This is a genomic window from Pukyongia salina, from assembly GCF_002966125.1.
GTDB classification, from domain to species: Bacteria; Bacteroidota; Bacteroidia; order Flavobacteriales; family Flavobacteriaceae; genus Pukyongia; species Pukyongia salina.
Genome location: NZ_CP027062.1, coordinates 1,474,562 through 1,494,740, shown reverse-complemented (window position 1 = coordinate 1,494,740; position 20,179 = coordinate 1,474,562). Strand labels below are relative to the sequence as shown.

Below are 20,179 nucleotides of genomic sequence, written 5' to 3'. Positions count from 1 at the left end.
TTTAAAACTATCATTAGAACGGCAGATCATCGTGATCCTCTTCGTTAAAATCGGTTGCGGGTTCGAAGGCATCTTCCGGCGGTAAAGGAGGCATATCTCCAGATACGGCCTGCTCGAGATTCTCTATACGCCATCCCTGTATGGAATTAAAATACTTGGTCTCGCCCTGAGGGTTCACCCATTCTCTTCCACGCAAGTTGATACTTACTTTTACATTCTGTCCCACTCTAAAGTTATTGAGAAGATCTGTCTTATCTTGAACAAACTCTATCATAATATGCTGTGGGTATTGCTCCTCGGTAGTAACAACCAGTTCTCGTTTCCTGAAACCATTGTTCCCATAGGTCTTGGTCTCATCTATCATTTTAATTTTTCCCTGTACTTCCATCGTTTTTATTAATTGTGATTCTTATTCTGTTAATATACTCCAGGCTGCTTTAACATCACCATTGAGGAGTTTCTTTTTTGCTTTTTTCTGAATTTCTTCTGAAGGCGCCAAGGTGGCATCCACGCCTTCCGGTAATTGTTCTACGTTCGCCAGCATCCCCAGGTCGTTCCCACTTAGTACTTTACTGAACCGAATTCCCTCGGGTAAGGCGTCCACACCAATTCCCAAGGTTGTTAAGGGTTTCTCTACTTCAAACAGGCCCGATTTTGCCCTGCTGTACCAATTGCCTCCCATTCGGGCAACGGTATCGATCTTTAGGGGATCTATTCGCCCGTTTTCGTCCAGTATATTTTCATTCAGGTGTAATTTTACCACCTCGCAGATCACCAGGTTGCCTGCTCCGCCTTCATTTCCCAGAGCTACGATCTCATTAACTTTACACTCAAACTGTACGGGAGCTTCCTTCACCCTTGGGGGCTTTACCACTTCCGAAGCAATTTGAGTAAAACCAGCCTTTACAAACTCGTTCACCTCCTTGGGATATTCGGTAGAGGAAAGCGACATCTGCTGCACCATATCGTAACTCACAATGTTAATAACCACCTCCCGGGTTTGATGAACATTCTCAAGCGTATGCTTGGTTGTATTATCCCGAACCCTCCTCGCAGGAGAAAAGATCATCACCGGAGGATTGGCACTAAAAACATTAAAGAAACTATAGGGTGATAAATTCACCAATCCCTCCTTATCCACAGTGCTTGCAAAGCAAATGGGCCGGGGCGAAACTGCTCCTAGCAAATAACCGTGTAACTTTGGCGTAGGTATTTCTCTGGGATCGATCGTGATCATAGCCTACAAATGTACCCAAACCCCGATGCTTCTAAAAATTTGGGCACACAATAATATTAACATATTTGCTTTATATTTATCGAACTTCAGCCAGAACTTCCGGGTATCTGGAGAAGAAATAAAAAAATATGCAGAATAAAAAGGCGCTCCTTCGTTGGTTCTTCGTTTTTCTATCCATTTTTATCATCTCATTGATCCTCTGGAATACCTATGCGTTCTTTAACCAGTTGAAGGATAATGAACGTAATAAAATGCATATCTGGGCAGCTGCCCAGAATGAATTTGAGCAAACCGATCTCAATGAAGACGAAGACATAAGTAATATTGTGCTTCAGGTATTACAAAGTAACAGCACCACGCCTATGGTGGTGTACAGTCATAAAGAAGATACGTACGACGTTCGAAATATTGTGGAGAAAGAGACAGATCCCGAAAAGTTGCGCGCCAGTAGAAGACAACTGGCCGAGCAGTTTACTTCAGAATACAAACCCATCGAAATACGCTTCAAAGACGAAGTACTTCAAACAATTTATTACGGTAATTCACCTATAATCAATAAGTTAAAGTATTACCCCATAGCCCTCATATTGATTATTCTACTCTTCTTTACGGCGCTTTACTTCTTTTTTCAAACCTCCAAATCGTCTGAACAAAATAAACTCTGGGCTGGTATGGCCAAGGAAACCGCACACCAAATTGGGACACCGCTCTCCTCTCTGGTAGGATGGACAGAAATATTGAAACAGGAAAAAGTAAATGCCAGTTATATTGCCGAAATGGAGAAGGATATAGACAGGCTGAAAACCATAACCGAACGATTCTCCAAAATTGGTTCCACTCCAACGCTTACTAAGATGGATATTGTTTCCGAAACGAGACAATCCTTCGACTATCTCAAGAGCAGAACCTCCAAACTCATCGAATTCGAACTTCATTTACCCGTAAATCCTGTTTACGTACAACTAAATTCACAACTCTACGGCTGGACCATCGAAAATATGGTTAAAAATGCCATCGACGCTATGAAGGGCAAAGGAAGAGTGACTATAAGTATAGAAGCCACCTCCAAGTATGCTCGCCTGTTGATATCGGATACCGGCAAAGGAATTCAGAAAAGAAACTTCCGTAAGGTTTTCAATCCCGGGTATACAACTAAAACCAGGGGCTGGGGCCTTGGACTCTCCCTTGTGAGACGAATTATTGAAGAATATCACCGTGGTAAGATCCGGGTTTTAAAAAGTTCGCTAGGAGAAGGCACAACCATGGAGATCTTGTTAAAAATTGTTCGATAAATGACCGAAACAACCCATACGCTACATACCGCAAAACTAAATAACAACTGCCCGGAATGCTACGATAAAAATGGTTTAGAGCTAACTTTCACCCAAATAGAGAAAGAAAACAGATTTTATAGTAAGGCCTCTAAGGAGATCGACTCGGTCATGCACTGCAAAAAGTGCGACACCACCATCTATCCTGTAAGCTGGACCGAAGACCTGGAGCGTATCTTTGAATACAATAGAAAATTGGCCAATCCAAAACCCTCGGGGCTCCAATTAAAACCATTGGCATATATCATCATCCTGATAGATGCGATTCTTATTGCTGCGTTAATATACTTTCTGAAATAAACTAAAGATTCTCCCCGATCCTGGCAGCTAGTGAAGCCATTTCTTCAGCACTTACCTCGGTTTTATGCTGAAAGGTCATATCCTTCATCGCATTGATAGGGATTAAATGAACATGTACGTGAGGAACTTCAAGGCCTACTACCGCCATACCAATTCGTTTACAGGGTACTGTCTTTTCGAGTGCACCGGCAACTTTGTAAGAAAACTGCATCAAACCGGTGTAGGTAGCTTCATCCAGGTCGAATAGCTTATCAACTTCCTTCTTCGGAACACAGAGCGTATGGCCTTTGGTATTGGGATTAATATCGAGGAAAGCAATAAAATTATCATCCTCGGCCACTTTGTGGCAGGGAATCTCTCCTTTGATTATCCTGGTAAATAATGATGCCATTTTATTCGCGGCTAATTTCTAGTATATCGAATTTTAAAGTACCGTTAGGGACTACGATCTCTGCTGTATCTCCCACTTTTTTTCCTAAAAGGCCCTTTCCAATAGGTGAATCCACCGAAATCTTTCCGGTTTTTAAATCGGCCTCGCTCTGAGCCACCAGCTTATAGGTCATTTCCATTCCATTAGCCTGGTTCTTTATTTTCACTTTCGAATGTACCAATACTTTCGAAGTATCCAGTACAGATTCGTCTATTAGTCGCGCATTGGCCAGGATTTCTTCCATTTTCGAAATTCTCATCTCCAGCAATCCCTGTGCTTCCTTAGCGGCATCGTACTCGGCATTCTCGCTCAAATCACCTTTATCGCGGGCATCTGCAATGGCCTGGGAGGCCTTTGGCCTCTCTACATCCTTTAACTGATTAAGTTCGTCTCTTAATTTTTTTAGTCCTTCCGCAGTATAATATGATACTTTACTCATAACTTCATCGTTTTAACTAAAACACAAAAAATCCCATACACGACGGGATTTTGTTTGTCAAAGATACTAAAAAATAGTTTTTACCGATTTTTTGTACTTTGTAAAATTAAAATTTGCTATTGATGAAAATAAAGCTAATCGCGCTGTGCGCGTTGATTTTACTGGCGTCCTGTAAAAGTGATGATGGAGGAGTTCTCGATAATAATCCATATTTAACAGATCCGGTGGTAAGTCTTAATCTCAATCTTAATCTTCCACAGTACAATCCGCTAAAATTTCCGGGAAATAGCATTATAATTAACCAACAGGGGATCAAGGGAATAGTGATCTATAATGTAAATAACGACCTCTACACCGCTTCCGATCTAAGTGACCCCAATCACGTGCCCAGTAGCTGCTCTAAAATGACCATAGAAGGGATTATTGCCAGCTGTCCCTGCGAAGCAGACGCCAACGAATACGACATTGTTACCGGCCAGCATAAGACCAATACAAATGCCTATCCCATGCAGCAATACCGGGCGGTACGAACCGGAGACAATTTACAGATCACTAATTAGAACAAAATTGTTGCTCCAAGTAGAAAATTTGTTGTTGCCTGTGGGTAAAACCCTGCTCCTTCGATGGTTGTTATGGTTCCGGGATTACTAAAATCGTCATCGTAGGTGAAATAATACCCATTGGCCACATATTCTACATTGAACAGGTTATTTACCAGTCCGGTAATAACTATTTCCCTTGCCAAAGGCACATTTTCCATACGGTAGCTCACATTGAGATCGTTAATAAAATAAGCGTCCAGTTTAGACACTTCACTATCGGTGTTGCCCATATACTGTTCCCCTACGTACTTCGATAAAAACGCGAGCTGTAGATTTTTCACAGGAGAATATTCTATACTATTTGCTGCAACAATTTCGGGAGAAAAGGAAATATTGGTATTCCCCAAATTTACCAAGGCCCCGTCTCTGGAGGTTACAAAATCTATATTTTTATTTGTACTTAGGGCTATATTTGGGCGAAGTTTTATTTTCTCCGTGAGGATGAATTCTGCATCCACTTCCAGCCCCAGCCGATAGCTCTTACCACTGGTAGCACGGATAGGTGCACCTACATCGTCTATGGCTCCGGTTAACACTAACTGATCCCTGTAATCCATAAAATATACATTGGTGCTTATCCTGGTCTTTTCTCGATTTAGACGCCAGCCCAGTTCAAAGTCGTTTAAGCTTTCGGGTGTAAAAATTCCTTGTTCGAAATCACTTCTTCTAGGCTCACGGTTGGCTCTTCCATAAGAAGCGTATAATTGATTATATGGGTTCAGTTGAAAGGAAACCCCGGCTTTCGGATTAAAAAAGCTATATGTTTCTGAAATTTCCAACGGTACTTTATCAGATGTGAGCCCGGTTGTTTTATAATCTATAAACCGCCCCTGAAGATCGGCAAAAAACTCCCATGTCTCGTTAAATTGCCAGCTGGCTTTAGAAAAGACGGAGAACTCATTCTTTGTTCCATTCCCATTATAATATCGGTCGCGAATTTGTGAATTTCCCGCAAATCTTGCCCAGATCACTTCTCCAAAATGATCCCCGTCGTAATGGCTGTAAAAGGCTCCGGCAGTCATCTCAAGGTCGCTTTCTTTATAACTTACGTTTGCATTCACAGCATAAAAATCATTATCCAGCCATCGTCTGCGGATAAGGTCGGAGGTTTCTACGGTCTCATCTCCTATTTCTAAAGTTCCGATCCCGTGAAATTCCAGGTCGGCATCTTCTTTAAACTGCTCAAAATAACCCCGGCCATAGGTGTAATTAAGTGCTAGGTTAGAACTCCAGTTATTGTTATATCGCTGGTTCCATAAAAGCTGATAATGATCCTGGGCGTAATTATCTACCTCGTTATCATAAAATCGAACATTCCCATTCGCGTCTGTGTACAAGCCAGCCGGATTAAAGGTTCGGTCGTTGGCAAGAGTTTCGGCATCTATTCCGAAGTAAGCCTGGTAGGTCTCTTCCCGCCCACCAAAAGTGATAAGCCTCAGTAAAGTATTCGTGTCGGTATAAGTCCCCTGAAGGAAATAAGACTTGAGATCGGAAGTAGCACGATCTATATATCCATCGGAAACTATATTGGAAAGTCTTCCAGAGACTTCGAAATGTTCGTTCAGCAATCCCGTACTAAAGCGCAAGGTGTGTTTTCTGGTGTTGTAGGAACCGAAAGAATTAGCCAGCTCCGCAAAGGCTTTTTCAGAAATACCATCGGTTAAAATATTCAAACTGGCGCCAAAAGCCCCGGAACCATTAGTTGAAGTCCCAACCCCTCTCTGAAGTTGCAAGCTTTGAACCGAAGAGGCAAAATCGGGTAAATTAACCCAAAAGGTACCCTGACTTTCGGCATCATTGAAGGGAATCCCGTTTAGCGTAACATTTACTCGCGAAGCATCACTTCCCCTAACCCGGATATAGGTATAACCCACCCCGGCTCCGGCATCACTGGCCGTTACAACAGAAGGAAGGTAGTTGAGCAAGATAGGTATATCCTGCCCAAGGTTGCGCTTATTGAGCTCTTCCTTTTTTACATTAGACTGAGTGATGGGAGCATCCTCCTTAACCCGAACAGCTTCAATCAAGACCTCGTCCAGGCTTTCAACTTTTGTAGTATCGATCGAGGTTTGCTGAGCAAATAGTGTGAAGGATCCTGCCGCAAAAAGACCAATTGATAATAACAATTTCATTCGTAAGATTTTTTATACGAATAAAAGGGGCTGTTATTCTTGCTGATTATTAAACATAAAAAAACCCATTAGATCTTTGATCTAACAGGGGTACATTGAAAGAACCGTTACCGGTTCTTATTCCCTCGGCAGCATTACCTGCCCAGGTTCAACGGGTATGATCTCAGCCTAACCAGAATTATTTTTTATAAAATTTAAAACCTAACTCGGGAAAAGCACCCCTTAGAGATGTAATGCAAATTTAGGCAATTATTCAATATTGGGAGGTTTCCTATTCGACTTTTTCATCGCCTGTTGTTTCTTTTTTTTAAGTCGTTTTTCGATGGCTGCCCGGGAAGGTTTAGATTTTTTGCGTTTCTTTTTTACTTTCAGGTTCTCAGTTAACAAGGAGAGCAGTCTATCGATTACCAGCGTCTTGTTTCGATGCTGGGATCTGGTTTCTCCACATTGCATAACTATAAACCCGTCTGTATTGATCCTGTTTTCCAGCTTTTTAGCGAGACGGATCTTTTCTTCTTCCGAAAGTGCTTCCGATTGCTCTAAATGAAAATGCGCTTCCACCTTAGAGGAAGTCTTATTTACGTGTTGTCCCCCCGGCCCACTACTACGCACCGCCTTAAACTGAAGTTCTTTTATGAGTTGCTCTGCATCCATCAGGCGTTGGGACGATGTTCTCTGTTTAACAGGTCGTTTACAGATTTAACCGGATTAAAGGTGTCCAGAGGAACCTCAACAAAAGCAGTATTCCATTTTGCCATTCCCCCATTCCATAATCCAGGAAGTTCCAATGCTTTTACAGTAACACCGCCCACCGTTTTCTTGGTGATGATCCCGCTACGGGGATCGCTAAATAACATAAGATCGAATTTTTTACCACGAAAGTCACGTACCCCGCATACTATATCTACCGGGTTGAAATGCGTTGCGTCGTTTACAATGGTTTGCATATGAGGATTCTCCATATCGATCTGAGATTTCTCCACGATCTGGAGGCTTATGGTTTCGTCCTGGTCTTTTACCCAAAATGGACCGCCACCCGGAGCCCCTGTATTCTTTACAACTCCACACACACGAATGGGCCGGTTAAGAACCATGAAAAGTTTATCCTGATCCATTGGAATATCCTTAATACTTAATTCATTCCAAAGAAAACTTCTAATATCCTTTATGGTGGATTCTTCAACTTCCTCCTGTTCGAGTATATTCAGATATCCGAAAACTTTCTTCTGAAGCCAAAGTAATTTTCCTGCAAGCAGCTTTTTATAATACGAGATATTCTCCACATATTCTTCGGCCACTACATTGTCGATATTCTTTATAAATATAATATCAGAGTCTACCTCATTTAAATTTGAAAGCAGTGCCCCATGCCCGGAAGGCCGAAAGACCACGTTACTATCTGCATCACGCAAGGGTACATTGTCCAGGGTTACTGCGATGGTATCTGTTTCGGGTTTCTGAAAAGAATAGGAAATATGGAACTCGGTCTTTGTTTTTTTACTTACCCTGTTTCGAACCGTTTCGAATTCCTCCTTAAAATAAGGTACATGCTTTTCAGAAAAAGTAAAATGCAAATAGGCATCATCACGAGTCGCCGCATAGAAAGCAGCTTCATATAATTGTTCTTCGAAGGCAGTAGTGTAATATTTTGCGTATTTATGAAACGGAATAAGCCCCTTGGGAAGATCCGAAAAATTAAGCCCTTCCGGTTCCAGCATCATCTTCACCAGCCAGTACATTCGCTGCCCTTTATTGCTCTTCTTATAATCCGGATAGTGCTCCCTTATCTTACGCCGTACATCATTTATAAAAGCGAATTCCTTCATGTGATCCATAAAGGTTTCCAGGGCGAACGAAGGAACTCGTTTCAGGTATTTGTTGAGGGTCTCGGTTTCGGGATCGTATTCTTCCAGGAATTTGTGCAAGAAATCGAACATTCGCGTAGCCGCCCCGGAGGCAGGAACAAACTTTACGATGTCGAGCTTGTCTTTTGATGTTTCGTACAGATCTACAAGTTTCTGATGACTGCTTTCGGGAATTACCTCTATACCATTACCTACCGAAGCAGCTGTTACTATATCCACCGCCGGAATCCCCAGGGAGAAGATCTCTAATTGATTGTAAATTGATTGCAGGGAAAGGCCGTGCTCCTTTATTTGTTGAAGATCCTTTTTAGTTAGCATTACCGGCCTTCTAGTTTTTCGGTTAGTTCAATTGCTTTTTTCAATCGCTCAGCCTTATTGCCGCTTATAAGCGCGTAAGGTAGGCTGTTCTCTTTTAATTCGTTTTCAAAAATACGAAATAAGGTGATTCTATCTTGAGGCCTGTCACGTAAATCGTCTCCTTCCCAGGGGGTATCGATATCGGTAAGCAAATAAAGATCGTAATGATTGGTCTTTACTGCATTTATTAATTCTTCCGGGCAATAGCCATCAAAATAATATTGAGAGTAGACCTTCAATTCCCTAAGATCTGTATCACAAAAAAGAAATTGTTTCGCCGTTCGGGATCTAAGGTTTTCCATCGCCATTTGTCCGGCTGCCATGGGCAGAAGGTCATCGCGGTCTACCTTCTCCTTTCGACCATCCCATTTTGCCTGAGCGTATTCGCGCATATATTCGGGAACCCATTCTGTGCCAAAATGAGCGGCTAGTTCTCTGGCCAGTGTTGTTTTCCCCGTAGATTCGGGGCCAAACAGAACTATCTTTATGCAGTTTGAAGGTTGTTGTTTAAGTGTTTCTTCCATGCGATATATCCTTGAACGGCAAGGATGGTAAAAATAAGGTATTGTAATGAAAGCATCCCCCATCCTCTATAAGCATATAGCGGTACTGTAATGATATCGGCAATAATCCACAAGGTCCAGTTCTCAAGTTTCTTGTTCGCCATAAACCACATAGCGGTAAAGAAAAGGCCTGAAGTAAAAATATCTATATAATTGGTGAACTCTATAACGCTGCCATAGGCCTTGTAGACTATATAGGTAACCAACATGGTAAGGACGAACATCCCAAAGCCGATAAATTTTTCCTTTTTATTGGTACGCGAAACCGGTACTACGGGACTGCCATTCTTTTTTCTTGCCCAGTTCCACCAGCCATAGATACTCATCACAGAATAATAGAAATTCATCATCATATCGCCCATGAGTTCGTCGTACAGGAACAGATACACAGTGATCGTGGTGGCAATAAGCCCGGTTGGGTAGACAAGGATGTTTCGGTTTTTGGCGTAGATCACACTGGCGATCCCGAAAACAAAAGCGATCGCTTCCAGAATGATAAGATAGGTTGCCCGGGAATAATATGGTTCCAGAAAGAAATCAATTATTTTCTCCATTACTTTTTTTATTCCTGGGTTTTCTCGAAAGCCGTACCCATAACAACCATATCTGCGCCTGCATTATAGGCTGCCTCCAGTTGTCCTTCGGTTCGGATACCTCCGCCCACGATGAGCGGCAGGTTAATTTCTTTTTTTACTTCGGAAATAATTTCAGGTTTTACCATATTGCGTGCTCCACTTCCCGCTTCGAGATATATTAACTTTTTGCCTGAAAGTCGAGCTGCCACCGAAGTATCAACAATTCGACGAACTTCTTCCTGTGGAATAGGTCGAGTTTTGGTAACCGCAGCAACAGCCGAATGGATGCCCCCATCAATAAGTAAATAACCAGTGGGTATTACCTCCAGATCTATAGGGCGTAGTATTTTTACGGCCTTTACCTGTTGTCCTACCAGGTATTCGGGATTATCCCCCGAAAACAACGTAAGAAATAATAGAGCATCGGCCGCGGCGGTGATCTGACTCACATCTCCGGGGAACAAAATGATGGGTTTGGCTGTATACAGCTTCATAGCCTCAACTACCTTTTCGGTTAGACCAAAAGGAACAGAACTACCCCCCACAAATATATGGGTGGTCCTGGATGGTAGGTTCCGAAGGAATTCAGGAACTCGATCCAGATCGAACTTATCGGGGTCGACCAAAATTGCCAGCAGCTTTTTCCGTAAGGACACTGCGTCCAAAATCGCGGAGTAAACATTTTGATATTTCATTCGTCGGCCTCCGAAATTAAAGCATAAGCGCAGGTGAAACCTTCAAATTCATCCATCCACACATTATATATCTCTTGCTTACCATTAAAACAAACACTTGCTGTAGTCGCCATTTCGTCAAAACTGAAATCCTCTACATATATATGTTGCAAAAAACTAAGCCCGGGCATTGCAAAGCTCTTATAAAGACTTTCCTTCGCACCCCACACCATGGTTAGTTTTCGCATGATCGCATCCTCGTTAGCCAACGTACGGTATTCTTCAATAGGAGTGAATTTGTGAGCGATCTTCAGGATCTTATGGCGTTGTTTTTCTATATCGATGCCCACTTCCGAAGTACTTATAATTATACCCGAGAAAATAAACGAATGGGTAATGGAAATATGCTTATCATCCGAAAGATGCGGCTTACCGTTATCATCGTAATACAGATCATGATCTGTATAGCCTTCTTCGGCCAGTAAGTGCCGTATACTCATAAATCCGCGACGGTGAAGGTCACTTTTCATGCCATCTACCCTTTCGCGGCAATTTTGGGTAAGATCGATCCCATTGGAAAGCTGTTCGAAGGTTTCTTCAATCTTCCAAATGAGAACTTTAGTCTGCTCATTAACTGTTATTGTTTTGTAAAGTGGCATAAATATGTAACGGATATTACGTATTTTTGCAAACCGAAATACTTCGGAAGAAAAATTGATTAAATCAAAGATACTAATATGTCAACGAAAACAATGCCGTACGTAGCCTACAAAGTAAAAGATATTTCCCTGGCCGAATGGGGACGCAAAGAAATCGAATTGGCCGAAGCAGAAATGCCGGGTCTTATGTCTCTGCGTGAAGAGTATAGAGATGAGCAACCTCTTAAAGGAGCTCGTATTGCAGGTTGTTTACACATGACCATACAAACTGCCGTTCTTATTGAAACGCTAATAGAATTAGGTGCCGAAGTTACCTGGAGCTCCTGTAATATTTTCTCTACACAGGATCAGGCTGCCGCTGCAATTGCTGCCGCAGGTATCCCGGTTTATGCCTGGAAGGGAATGACCGAAGAGGAATTCAACTGGTGTATAGAACAAACCTTGTTCTTTGGCGAGGAGCGCAAGCCACTTAATATGATCCTTGACGACGGTGGAGATCTTACCAACATGGTATTCGATAAATATCCGGAACTCGCTCCGGGGATCAAAGGTCTTTCCGAAGAAACAACCACAGGTGTTCACAGATTATACGACCGTATGAAAAATGGCACTTTGGTTATGCCGGCGATCAATGTGAACGATAGTGTTACCAAATCTAAATTCGATAATAAATACGGATGTAAAGAGAGTGCCGTAGATGCGATCCGTCGTGCTACCGATGTGATGCTGGCTGGTAAGCGCGTAGTGGTTTGTGGTTATGGAGATGTAGGTAAAGGAACAGCTGCTTCTTTCCGTGGCGCCGGATCTATAGTTACCGTAACCGAGATCGATCCTATTTGTGCGTTACAGGCTGCGATGGACGGTTTTGAAGTAAAACGTCTGGAAACAGTAGTTGAAAAAGCCGATATCTTTATCACTACCACAGGAAATAAAGATATTATCCAGGGCAGACATTTTGAAGCTATGAAAGACAAGGCTATCGTGTGTAACATTGGGCATTTCGATAATGAGATCGATGTAGCCTGGTTAAACAACAATCACGAAAAAGTGGAGATCAAGCCTCAGGTAGATAAGTATAATGTAAATGGTAAAGACATCATCCTATTGGCCGAGGGCCGATTGGTGAACCTGGGCTGTGCTACGGGGCACCCTAGTTTTGTGATGAGTAATTCGTTTACAAACCAGACCCTGGCTCAGATCGAACTTTGGAAGAATAGCGATAAATACGAGAATAAGGTTTATATGCTTCCGAAGCACCTGGACGAAAAAGTTGCGAAATTACACCTTGAGAAGATCGGAGTAGAATTAACCGAACTTCGTGAAGAACAGGCAAAATACATAGGTGTTAAAGTAGAAGGACCTTATAAGCCAGAATACTACAGATACTAGTTGTAACTCTGTGTTATACTATAGCTGATTCTGTAAATACCTATTCAGCATATATCATAAAAACCCTCATTGAAAGATGAGGGTTTATTTTTTCCTGATTATGAAGGTCGCTTCTTCCCCGGCCTTCAGGTTGGTAAGGCTTTCCACAACGGTTTCCTCCAGAATGATGTGGAATTTTATAGTGTTTTCACCAATGGTTCCGTTGTTCAAAGCAACGATCTTAATGGCAGTGGCTTCGCTTTCCAGGGGAATACGCTCACTCCGTTCGGAACGCATAGCCGCATAGTCCTCCCAAAGCACCTCATCATTTACATAAAGTGAGATACGGTCATTATCTTCCTTTCCGGCATCGAATAGAACCAGTTCTACCGTATCGTTTGAAGTAAAGATATTTAAGGTTTCATTCTTCCTTACTATATTCATATTGAGACTGTCCAGATCTCGCACCAGGTTGATCTTATCCCTTTTTTCCTTACTTACCAACACAGTACGATCTATCTTGCGATCCAGTTTTTTGGCCTTTTTTAGTACTTTTCTGAAGTTCAGTAAATTGATACTGCCGTCTATACAGGTCTCTCCATTGTTGTAAAGGCCTTTAAAATCACCTTCTATCCCTTGACGATCATCCAGTTTTTTTAGCTGCCCTTCAAAATGCACATAGCAAAAATCATCACGAGTGTAAGGCGACTTAGTATAAAGGATCCCGCTTTCGTAAAAATCGATCTTGTCATTTTCAGCCTCATAATATCCACTGATAAAAGATTTGGTTTCATGAGACCCTCCCATATCGGTAACAGAATATCCCCTTAGCAAACCGTTTTCTTCATTAAAAGCGATCTTGTACGAAATAAAGGAGGAATCGTTTAATTGTATAACTCCCAGATACTCGTAATCTTCTTGGCTCCAGATATTTACGAGGCTAAGAAAAAAGATAAGGGAAAAACACAAGGAAAAACGCATTATAAAAGGTATATTTATGAAGACACAAGTATAACTATAATCCAATCGTTTATGAAGTTAAAAATTATTTTTTCTTTGCTTTTTGTGCTCATGACAGTTCAATTGTCTTATGCGTCTTTTCCGGTACCGCGAACCGCGTCGGCCGATACAGAAATAACCAACACTAATGCAGATGAAGTAGTCCTGGAATCTCCGGCAGCCTCTGCAGCAGTAGGAGACGACATGCTCGTTTCTATACTATTATGGTTTTTCCTGGGTTGGGCAGCTGGACACCGTTGGTATCTTGGCAGCCCTGTTGGCTGGAACATTTTGTTTATAGTCACTGCAGGAGGACTTGGCATCTGGTGGTTGGTCGACGGAATACAGATCCTGTCGGGCACATATTAAGTCCCAGAAAATTAACGGACATAAAAAAACCCCAACCGATTCGGTTGGGGTTTTTAATTTCTATCTAAGGAAGATTTATGCCTCTGCGTTAGGAACAATACTAACGTAAGACTTATTGTTCTTCTTCTTAGTAAATTTCACGGTACCGTCTACCTTAGCGTGTAAAGTGAAGTCCTTACCTGCATATACGTTTTCGGCCGGGTGGTGTTCCATACCTCGTTGGCGTACGATGATGTTACCGGCAATTGCTGCCTGACCACCAAAGATCTTTACGCCTAATCGTTTCGATTCTGATTCGCGTCCGTTCTTCGAACTACCTACTCCTTTTTTATGTGCCATAATTGAAAGGGTTTATCTTGTTATACCTGAAGGATTATTTTTTTCCTCCGTCTAATTTATCTTGTAATGCTTTTAGCTCATCCCACTTACCGTCGGCAGCGAGTTTAGCTTGCTCCGGCCATGTGTCAGGGACGTGATTTCCACGTACATCAGCGATGATCTCGGAAATCTTAGCGGGTTTTGTCTTTGCAAGATCCGCATATGTCGCTATACCAGCTTCAGCCAATGTAGAAGCGATCTTAGGACCAATTCCTTCGATCTTCTTCAGGTCATCTTTTTTGGCAGCAGCTTTCTTTGGTGCAGCTTTGGGAGCTGGAGCTTTTGCTTTTGGCTCTGCTTTTGGTGCTGCAGCTTTTGCAGCAGGTTTTTTAGGCTCGGCTTTTTTAGTTTCAGCTTTAGGAGCTGCTTTCTTAGCCGGCGCCGCTTTCTTGGCTCCGGAAGCCACAATGCTTTCGATAACTATCTCAGAAAGAGATTGTCTGTGACCATTTTTTACCCTGTAACCTTTTCTACGCTTCTTCTTGAAAACGATTACTTTATCACCTTTAAGGTGCTTAACGACTTTTGCTCCTACTTGAGCGCCGTTTATAGCCGGGGCGCCAACGGTTACTTTGTCACCGTCACCAATAAGAAGGACATTGTCGAAAGACACTTTATCACCTTCTTCAGTGGATAAACGATTTACAAAGACCTTTTGGTCTTTCGCAACTTTAAATTGCTGCCCTGCTATCTCTACAATTGCATACATAGCGAATCGATTAAATTAATTTGTTTTTAATTCCCTCCCTACTATTAAGGAGGCTTGTCCCATTAGCGAATACATCGTCTAAGAGGGGTGCAAATATAATTCTAAATAATTAATCTACAAATTGTTTACCGAAAATAAACCTGCGTATTTACTGCCTTTTCTGGTTCCACGATTCTTTCAGTAATTGCATAAAGGAAAGGGTTAGGATAAAAGTGGTAGAGAAACCCATTATTACAAGTGAAATAATGAGAATTAGAGACCCTTTGTTGAAATTGAGATTCCACGAATCCAGCACTGCTTTCGCGAATTGTGTATCTATCATAAAGATATAGATCGCCATGAAGCTCGAGAAGATTATGGTAGCCAACCCACCCGTGAACAAGCCAAGTTGAAAACCAACCTGATACTGGAAATCTGTATTGACCGCTTTAAATTTCTTTAGGGCAAAAAAGATGCCGCCGCCAATGATAACCCCATTCGCTGCACTCAAGATGGGATATTGATGCAAGCCTATCAACTTTGTTAGCAGGAAATAAGCAATAAGTAAAATGGCCGTTCCAATTCCGTAGGTTGTATAGACTTTTCCCATAACTCGTTAATTTAGATGCAATTAAATTTCGGGAAAAATTGGGAAAATACCAGACATTTTTCGATTTATTAACGTGCGCCCCGTCGTTTATTGGAAAGGTACACCCCTACTAAAATAATCCCGGCTGCAAAAATCTGGGTTAATTCAAAAGATTCTCCGTCCAAAACACCCCAGCCCACCGCTACAATTGGCATGGTATAAGTTACCGATGAAGAAAAAACCGGACTGGAGATCTGGATCATCCTGTTGAACAAAACTTTTGCGACCGCAGTTCCTACTAATGATAAAATAGCAACATATATAGAAGCGAGTTGCATTTCGGGTGAATTAAAGATCGTCTCAAAAAAACCTGACCAGATAAGCAAAATAAGTGCCGGCAGAAATATCCAAATAAAATTACCCGTAGTAATGGCCAAGGCGTTGGCATGACTTAGATACTTCTTAATTAGATTCACATTGAAAGCATAGCCAATGGTAGCAATTATCACGAGGATGCTAAACCAGTAGTTCTGATTTGGATTGATCTCCGCACCTGCCATGAGTAGAATGAGTGTCCCCAGCAATCCAATAATAACCCCCAGGATCTGCAACCAGGTGCTTTTCATACGTAAAAACAACATCCCTACAACCACAGTACTCAATGGAGTAAGGGAATTGAGGATAGAAGCCACCGCACTGTCAATATGGTTTTGGGCAATTGCAAAGAAGAAAGGAGGGAAAAATGATCCTATAAAGCCCGTAATGGCCACCCATTTCCATTCGGTTTTCTTTAAGGTTCTTATACTTTTAAAGCCAACGCTAAACAGGATAATGGACGTAAGGACGATCCGCAATGCACCCACCTGTATATCTGTAAGTCCTACAAGCCCCTTTTTTATAAGTATAAAAGAACTTCCCCAGATAAGGGATAGAATAACCAGATATATCCATTTTAAACTGTTGTTACCCATTGCTAGTTTGGCCGTAACAAAAGTCGGTAAATATCACGAATACTCGCTGTTGAAATACTATAATTTAGTAAATATTATTGCTTAATCCCGCCAATGAATGGTTTCCATGATGTGCCTGATATCTTCCCTTAAATAGATCACTGCCGGATAAAGCGAATCGAAATTTGGCTTGCTTTCAAAATAAAGCGAGCCTGTGATAAAATGATCCAGACTATCGGTTACGTAAAATTGAGACTGGGTGGCAGCATCTCCGTTTATCATATAGAACATTCCAAAGACCCGATTTACCGAATCGACCCGTGGTTGTTCCAGGATGGTCTCTGCCTTGATGGTGTGGTCGTAAGTTAGTTTCTGGGCATCCCGCAATAACGAATCCAGGTTATTATTCCTTATTTGCTGATATGTTAAATACACAGTAGCCTTCATGTTGGGGTACTCTAAATTCATCCAGCAGTTTTTCTTTTTCTGAAGTACCGCCTGCGAATTCTTCTCAAAAGCATACGGACAATCTGTCGAGATCTCCTTATAAACAGGAGCAGGATATTCTAATCTTATCATCGCTGAAGGCTTTACGATCACCTCATCTTTACAGGATGCGAAACAGATAAGGGCAACTAAGATTAGAACAGTTCGCATACTAAGGATTTATAGACAGTTTTATTTGTTTGATTCGCCTGTTATCGAAGGCTTCAATTATAAACGTATAATTGTAAAACTTTAGTGCTTCATCTTTCTTCGGGAAACCTTTAGATATCTCCAGCAAGAACCCCGCAAGTGTCTCGGCCTCTCCTTTCGCATCATCAAATACAGTAGTATCCTCCAGCTGGATCACTTTATAAAAATCCTTAAGAGGCGTCTTTCCCTCAAACACAAAGGTGGTATCGTCCAGTTTCGAGAAAACCAGGTCTTCATCATCAAACTCATCACTTATCTCCCCCACGATCTCTTCAATAATGTCTTCCAGCGAAATTAACCCACTGGTACCTCCGTATTCATCAACTACAATGGCCAGGTGCATTTTCATATCCTTAAACTCGTTAAGGAGATCATCCAGTTTTTTATTCTCCGGCACAAAGTAGGCTTCCCGTTTCAATTTGGTCCATTGCAACTTCTTCTTTTCTATATGAGGCATCAGGTCTTTTACGTATAAGATCCCGGTGATCGTATCTATACTGTCCTTATATACCGGTATTCGCGAATAGCCATTCTCGATGATCTCCGGCATGATCTCCTCATAGCTCATTGCCTCATTAAGCGCAAATATCTCCATCCGTGGTTTCATCACCTGTTTTGTGTCTGTGTTCCCAAAAGTGACGATCCCCTGAAGTATTTTTTGTTCCTCCTGGGTGGTATCGTGTTCATCGGTTAATTCGAGAGCCTGAGACAGTTGGTCTACGCTGAAACCCGATTTCTGTTTCCCAAAACGATTCTCGATATAGATAGTGGCCGATCGCATGGGGAGGCTTAAGGGCGAGAACAATTTGTCGAGCACGTTTAATGGATACGCCATAAGCGCAGAAAAATAAAGTTTGTTGCGGCTGGCATAGACCTTCGGAAGTATCTCTCCAAACAATAGAATAAGGAATGTGGCAAGCCCGATCTTCAGAAGAAAAACGGCACTAATTTCGAAAAAATACAGATTGAGCGAATAATCCCAATTTTCAAACCATACAGAGCTCAACGATTCAAACAACAATACAATGGCGATGTTGATAGTGTTATTGGCAATAAGGATGGTGGCCAGTAATTTTTTGGGGCGTAATAACAATCGCTGAACAATTGCCAGTTTCTTCGAAGGTGATTTCTCGTCGTTAACTTCAAAATCTGTTGGCGACAGGGAAAAGAACGCTACCTCAGCACCCGAGATCAACGCCGAACACAAAAGCAACACTAGTAATAAAATGATGCTAACAACGTGGGTGATGTTTATTAAAGCTATAAAAAGTAAACTGGGAGGCTCTATATCCAAGACAGGGTTATTGGTTCGACATTAGAAAGGAAGATCATCATCCTCTTCTCCAATAGGTTCTTCAACCTGGGGTTGAGATGTATGGACTTGTTCTTTGGCCGGTGCCGAAGAAGAATCCGGTGGCATAGCCCCACCTTCACCTTTTGGGGTTAAGAACGTAAACTCTGTACATTGTATTTCGGTGCTGTAACGATCCCGCCCCTGGTCGTCCTGCCATTTACGGGTCTTCAGGCGGCCTTCTATATAAATCTTATCCCCTTTTTTCAGATACTTTTCGCAGATCTCGGCAGCCTTGTTTCGCATTACGATATTGTGCCACTCGGTATTAGACACCCGTTCTCCTGTAGTGCGGTTCGTGTAGGTTTCGTTAGTGGCCAGCGGGAATCTTCCAATGCTCCCACCTCCTTCAAAATAATGCATTTTAATTTCATCTCCTGTATGCCCGATCAGCATAACTTTGTTCAATGTTCCGCTCATAATTATGGTATTATAGGTGTGGGTTTATTAAAGTTAAAGATAGGTATTTTTCAGTTTTGAAATGGACTAAATTCTGAAATAAAGTTTTCTATCAAAACGGGTACCGGGTATTTTCTTAATTCTGAAATAGGCACAGGTTTTTCAATCTGAGCACTACTTTTAATCACCCAGAATTTGGTGTAAAGGTGTTGATGAGATAGTTTGTGAATAACCGGTTTTTCATTATAAAGGATCACTTCTTCAATTTTATTTACTTCGGAAAAGTTCTTAAAGGCTTCACTGTCGTTTATTTCGTTCCAGCTTACTTCCGAAGCAGTTTCGATCAATGGAAACTCATACAGATTTTGCCAGATCCCTTTATCTTTCCTTTGCTTCAGTAAAGTGGCTTGTTCTTCTTCCGAAATCATCACCAGGTAATTGAAATGTCGCTCTTTGATTTTTTGTTTCCTAATTTTTACCGGCAGCATGTTAACCTTTCGTTGCCGTAAGGCCTCACATTGGTTGGCAAAGATACATTCGGTACACTTAGGGTTTTGAGGAACACAGAAACGTGCCCCGAATTCCATGATGGCCTGATTAAATGTTCCCGGGCGATCCCTATCGATCAATTCCTGGGCCAGCAATTTAAATTCTTTAATCCCTTTGCCGCTGTTAATGGCGGTTTCAATACCGAAAATCCTTGAAAGGACCCGATAAACGTTCCCATCTACCACAGCGGTAGGTTCGTTAAAACAAATAGAGGCGATCGCACTGGCCGTGTAATCACCTACTCCCTTTAATGTAAGAAGATCTTTATACGTTTCCGGAAATTTCCCATCACGCTGAAACGCAATTTCCTTGGCTGTAATATGGAGGTTTCTTGCGCGTGAATAGTACCCTAGTCCCTGCCATAATTTTAAAACTTGTTCTTCGGTGGCATTTGCGAGGTCGAAGATTGTAGGAAATGCCTTTATAAACCTCGAATAATACGGAAGCCCTTGAGCTACACGTGTTTGCTGAAGGATAATTTCAGACAGCCATATGCGGTATGGTTGGATTTCATTTCGCCATGGAAGATCACGTTTATTCTGTAAATACCAGAATATGAGGCTATTGGAAAAAGAAGTTGTAATTTTGGGCATTTAACAAAAGTAGCAGTTATCTATTTATATTTTAACTGTTTACCATTTGAATTATTGATTTTAAAATTGTTATATTTGCCACCTCT

General features: G+C 41.8%; 25 protein-coding genes. 5 read left to right on the top strand and 20 right to left on the bottom strand.

The annotated features are described in order from the left end of the window. Positions 1-13 precede the first annotated feature (13 nt). Positions 14-388, bottom strand: a complete 375-nt coding sequence (locus C5O00_RS06615) for a DUF3127 domain-containing protein (RefSeq protein ID WP_105216006.1) — start codon at positions 386-388, stop codon at positions 14-16. Positions 389-409: 21 nt separating this feature from the next. Next, positions 410-1,237 carry a flavin reductase family protein gene (locus C5O00_RS06610; protein ID WP_105216005.1) on the bottom strand — a complete coding sequence of 276 codons (828 nt, stop codon included), beginning with the start codon at positions 1,235-1,237 and terminating at the stop codon, positions 410-412. Positions 1,238-1,365: 128 nt separating this feature from the next. On the opposite strand from C5O00_RS06610, the gene C5O00_RS06605 reads away from it, so the two are divergent. Both C5O00_RS06605 and C5O00_RS06600 read left to right on the top strand, forming a co-directional pair. Further along, entirely contained in the window at positions 1,366-2,529 is a 1,164-nt protein-coding gene (locus tag C5O00_RS06605; protein ID WP_105216004.1) for a sensor histidine kinase, read from the top strand. Then, positions 2,530-2,868 carry a hypothetical protein gene (locus C5O00_RS06600; RefSeq protein WP_105216003.1) on the top strand — a complete coding sequence of 113 codons (339 nt, stop codon included), beginning with the start codon at positions 2,530-2,532 and terminating at the stop codon, positions 2,866-2,868. A gap of 1 nt (position 2,869) precedes the next feature. On the opposite strand, the gene C5O00_RS06595 is transcribed toward C5O00_RS06600, so the two are convergent. Then, complete coding sequence (locus C5O00_RS06595; RefSeq protein ID WP_105216002.1) at positions 2,870-3,259, bottom strand: HIT family protein; 390 nt, start codon at positions 3,257-3,259, stop codon at positions 2,870-2,872. Between the two features lies 1 nt (position 3,260). Further along, positions 3,261-3,737, bottom strand: a complete 477-nt coding sequence (gene greA, locus C5O00_RS06590; RefSeq protein WP_105216001.1) for a transcription elongation factor GreA — start codon at positions 3,735-3,737, stop codon at positions 3,261-3,263. Positions 3,738-3,859: 122 nt separating this feature from the next. On the opposite strand from greA, the gene C5O00_RS06585 reads away from it, so the two are divergent. Continuing rightward, positions 3,860-4,297 (top strand): hypothetical protein, encoded by a 438-nt coding sequence (locus tag C5O00_RS06585; RefSeq protein WP_105216000.1) that lies wholly within the window; start codon positions 3,860-3,862, stop codon positions 4,295-4,297. On the opposite strand, the gene C5O00_RS06580 is transcribed toward C5O00_RS06585, so the two are convergent. From C5O00_RS06580 to C5O00_RS06550, 7 genes are all read right to left on the bottom strand, one after another. Further along, positions 4,294-6,471 carry a TonB-dependent receptor gene (locus C5O00_RS06580; RefSeq protein WP_105215999.1) on the bottom strand — a complete coding sequence of 726 codons (2,178 nt, stop codon included), beginning with the start codon at positions 6,469-6,471 and terminating at the stop codon, positions 4,294-4,296. The genes C5O00_RS06585 and C5O00_RS06580 overlap by 4 nt on opposite strands. Positions 6,472-6,720: 249 nt before the next feature. Continuing rightward, the gene (gene arfB / locus C5O00_RS06575) at positions 6,721-7,125 is read right to left on the bottom strand and encodes an alternative ribosome rescue aminoacyl-tRNA hydrolase ArfB (RefSeq protein ID WP_105215998.1); all 405 of its coding nucleotides are present in this window, start codon (positions 7,123-7,125) and stop codon (positions 6,721-6,723) included. Further along, positions 7,125-8,654: a DUF4301 family protein gene (locus tag C5O00_RS06570; protein WP_105215996.1), complete on the bottom strand. Its 1,530-nt coding sequence runs from the start codon at positions 8,652-8,654 to the stop codon at positions 7,125-7,127. Before C5O00_RS06570 ends, arfB begins: the two co-directional genes overlap by 1 nt. After that, entirely contained in the window at positions 8,654-9,217 is a 564-nt protein-coding gene (locus tag C5O00_RS06565) for an ATP/GTP-binding protein (protein WP_105217590.1), read from the bottom strand. Before C5O00_RS06565 ends, C5O00_RS06570 begins: the two co-directional genes overlap by 1 nt. Then, positions 9,178-9,810, bottom strand: coding sequence for a nicotinamide riboside transporter PnuC (gene pnuC, locus C5O00_RS06560; RefSeq protein WP_105215994.1), 633 nt, complete (start codon positions 9,808-9,810; stop codon positions 9,178-9,180). Before pnuC ends, C5O00_RS06565 begins: the two co-directional genes overlap by 40 nt. Before the next feature lie 8 nt (positions 9,811-9,818). Next, the gene (locus tag C5O00_RS06555) at positions 9,819-10,526 is read right to left on the bottom strand and encodes a geranylgeranylglyceryl/heptaprenylglyceryl phosphate synthase (RefSeq protein ID WP_105215992.1); all 708 of its coding nucleotides are present in this window, start codon (positions 10,524-10,526) and stop codon (positions 9,819-9,821) included. Further along, on the bottom strand, positions 10,523-11,164 hold the full coding sequence (locus tag C5O00_RS06550; RefSeq protein WP_105215990.1) for a 4'-phosphopantetheinyl transferase family protein: 642 nt from the start codon (positions 11,162-11,164) through the stop codon (positions 10,523-10,525). The genes C5O00_RS06555 and C5O00_RS06550 overlap by 4 nt, the downstream gene beginning before the upstream one ends. A 78-nt stretch (positions 11,165-11,242) precedes the next feature. On the opposite strand from C5O00_RS06550, the gene ahcY reads away from it, so the two are divergent. Next, positions 11,243-12,553 carry an adenosylhomocysteinase gene (gene ahcY, locus C5O00_RS06545; RefSeq protein ID WP_105215989.1) on the top strand — a complete coding sequence of 437 codons (1,311 nt, stop codon included), beginning with the start codon at positions 11,243-11,245 and terminating at the stop codon, positions 12,551-12,553. 84 nt (positions 12,554-12,637) lie between these two features. Here ahcY and C5O00_RS06540 read toward each other — a convergent pair whose 3' ends face one another. Continuing rightward, the gene (locus tag C5O00_RS06540; protein ID WP_105215987.1) at positions 12,638-13,513 is read right to left on the bottom strand and encodes a hypothetical protein; all 876 of its coding nucleotides are present in this window, start codon (positions 13,511-13,513) and stop codon (positions 12,638-12,640) included. Positions 13,514-13,564: 51 nt separating this feature from the next. On the opposite strand from C5O00_RS06540, the gene C5O00_RS06535 reads away from it, so the two are divergent. Continuing rightward, positions 13,565-13,900, top strand: coding sequence for a TM2 domain-containing protein (locus C5O00_RS06535; RefSeq protein WP_105215986.1), 336 nt, complete (start codon positions 13,565-13,567; stop codon positions 13,898-13,900). A 75-nt stretch (positions 13,901-13,975) separates the two neighbouring features. Here the strand turns inward: C5O00_RS06535 and rpmA are convergent, their stop codons facing one another. From rpmA to mutY, 8 genes are all read right to left on the bottom strand, one after another. Then, on the bottom strand, positions 13,976-14,239 hold the full coding sequence (rpmA, locus tag C5O00_RS06530) for a 50S ribosomal protein L27 (RefSeq protein WP_105215985.1): 264 nt from the start codon (positions 14,237-14,239) through the stop codon (positions 13,976-13,978). Between the two features lie 34 nt (positions 14,240-14,273). Next, positions 14,274-14,987, bottom strand: a complete 714-nt coding sequence (rplU, locus tag C5O00_RS06525; RefSeq protein WP_105215984.1) for a 50S ribosomal protein L21 — start codon at positions 14,985-14,987, stop codon at positions 14,274-14,276. Between the two features lie 148 nt (positions 14,988-15,135). Then, entirely contained in the window at positions 15,136-15,576 is a 441-nt protein-coding gene (locus tag C5O00_RS06520; RefSeq protein ID WP_105215983.1) for a DUF4199 family protein, read from the bottom strand. A 68-nt stretch (positions 15,577-15,644) separates the two neighbouring features. Beyond that, entirely contained in the window at positions 15,645-16,526 is an 882-nt protein-coding gene (locus C5O00_RS06515) for a DMT family transporter (RefSeq protein ID WP_105215982.1), read from the bottom strand. Positions 16,527-16,607: 81 nt separating this feature from the next. Next, entirely contained in the window at positions 16,608-17,162 is a 555-nt protein-coding gene (gene gldD / locus C5O00_RS06510) for a gliding motility lipoprotein GldD (protein ID WP_105215981.1), read from the bottom strand. Between the two features lies 1 nt (position 17,163). Next, complete coding sequence (locus C5O00_RS06505) at positions 17,164-18,495, bottom strand: gliding motility-associated protein GldE (protein ID WP_105215980.1); 1,332 nt, start codon at positions 18,493-18,495, stop codon at positions 17,164-17,166. A gap of 21 nt (positions 18,496-18,516) precedes the next feature. Beyond that, positions 18,517-18,972 (bottom strand): single-stranded DNA-binding protein, encoded by a 456-nt coding sequence (locus C5O00_RS06500; protein ID WP_105215979.1) that lies wholly within the window; start codon positions 18,970-18,972, stop codon positions 18,517-18,519. A gap of 50 nt (positions 18,973-19,022) precedes the next feature. Then, complete coding sequence (gene mutY, locus C5O00_RS06495) at positions 19,023-20,093, bottom strand: A/G-specific adenine glycosylase (protein ID WP_105215978.1); 1,071 nt, start codon at positions 20,091-20,093, stop codon at positions 19,023-19,025. Positions 20,094-20,179 lie beyond the last annotated feature (86 nt).

Bases quoted from the DNA above. Each gene is read 5' to 3' on its own strand.
- C5O00_RS06615 (WP_105216006.1), bottom strand. From the start codon at position 388: ATGGAAGTACAGGGAAAAATTAAAATGATAGATGAGACCAAGACCTAT.
- ahcY (WP_105215989.1), top strand. From the start codon at position 11,243: ATGTCAACGAAAACAATGCCGTACGTAGCCTACAAAGTAAAAGATATT.
- greA (WP_105216001.1), bottom strand. From the start codon at position 3,737: ATGAGTAAAGTATCATATTATACTGCGGAAGGACTAAAAAAATTAAGA.
- gldD (WP_105215981.1), bottom strand. From the start codon at position 17,162: ATGCGAACTGTTCTAATCTTAGTTGCCCTTATCTGTTTCGCATCCTGT.
- mutY (WP_105215978.1), bottom strand. From the start codon at position 20,093: ATGCCCAAAATTACAACTTCTTTTTCCAATAGCCTCATATTCTGGTAT.
- C5O00_RS06570 (WP_105215996.1), bottom strand. From the start codon at position 8,654: ATGCTAACTAAAAAGGATCTTCAACAAATAAAGGAGCACGGCCTTTCC.
- pnuC (WP_105215994.1), bottom strand. From the start codon at position 9,810: ATGGAGAAAATAATTGATTTCTTTCTGGAACCATATTATTCCCGGGCA.
- C5O00_RS06605 (WP_105216004.1), top strand. From the start codon at position 1,366: ATGCAGAATAAAAAGGCGCTCCTTCGTTGGTTCTTCGTTTTTCTATCC.
- arfB (WP_105215998.1), bottom strand. From the start codon at position 7,125: ATGGATGCAGAGCAACTCATAAAAGAACTTCAGTTTAAGGCGGTGCGT.
- C5O00_RS06610 (WP_105216005.1), bottom strand. From the start codon at position 1,237: ATGATCACGATCGATCCCAGAGAAATACCTACGCCAAAGTTACACGGT.
- C5O00_RS06565 (WP_105217590.1), bottom strand. From the start codon at position 9,217: ATGGAAGAAACACTTAAACAACAACCTTCAAACTGCATAAAGATAGTT.
- C5O00_RS06580 (WP_105215999.1), bottom strand. From the start codon at position 6,471: ATGAAATTGTTATTATCAATTGGTCTTTTTGCGGCAGGATCCTTCACA.
- C5O00_RS06520 (WP_105215983.1), bottom strand. From the start codon at position 15,576: ATGGGAAAAGTCTATACAACCTACGGAATTGGAACGGCCATTTTACTT.
- C5O00_RS06600 (WP_105216003.1), top strand. From the start codon at position 2,530: ATGACCGAAACAACCCATACGCTACATACCGCAAAACTAAATAACAAC.
- C5O00_RS06595 (WP_105216002.1), bottom strand. From the start codon at position 3,259: ATGGCATCATTATTTACCAGGATAATCAAAGGAGAGATTCCCTGCCAC.
- rpmA (WP_105215985.1), bottom strand. From the start codon at position 14,239: ATGGCACATAAAAAAGGAGTAGGTAGTTCGAAGAACGGACGCGAATCA.
- C5O00_RS06585 (WP_105216000.1), top strand. From the start codon at position 3,860: ATGAAAATAAAGCTAATCGCGCTGTGCGCGTTGATTTTACTGGCGTCC.
- C5O00_RS06540 (WP_105215987.1), bottom strand. From the start codon at position 13,513: ATGCGTTTTTCCTTGTGTTTTTCCCTTATCTTTTTTCTTAGCCTCGTA.
- C5O00_RS06535 (WP_105215986.1), top strand. From the start codon at position 13,565: ATGAAGTTAAAAATTATTTTTTCTTTGCTTTTTGTGCTCATGACAGTT.
- C5O00_RS06555 (WP_105215992.1), bottom strand. From the start codon at position 10,526: ATGAAATATCAAAATGTTTACTCCGCGATTTTGGACGCAGTGTCCTTA.
- C5O00_RS06550 (WP_105215990.1), bottom strand. From the start codon at position 11,164: ATGCCACTTTACAAAACAATAACAGTTAATGAGCAGACTAAAGTTCTC.
- rplU (WP_105215984.1), bottom strand. From the start codon at position 14,987: ATGTATGCAATTGTAGAGATAGCAGGGCAGCAATTTAAAGTTGCGAAA.
- C5O00_RS06500 (WP_105215979.1), bottom strand. From the start codon at position 18,972: ATGAGCGGAACATTGAACAAAGTTATGCTGATCGGGCATACAGGAGAT.
- C5O00_RS06515 (WP_105215982.1), bottom strand. From the start codon at position 16,526: ATGGGTAACAACAGTTTAAAATGGATATATCTGGTTATTCTATCCCTT.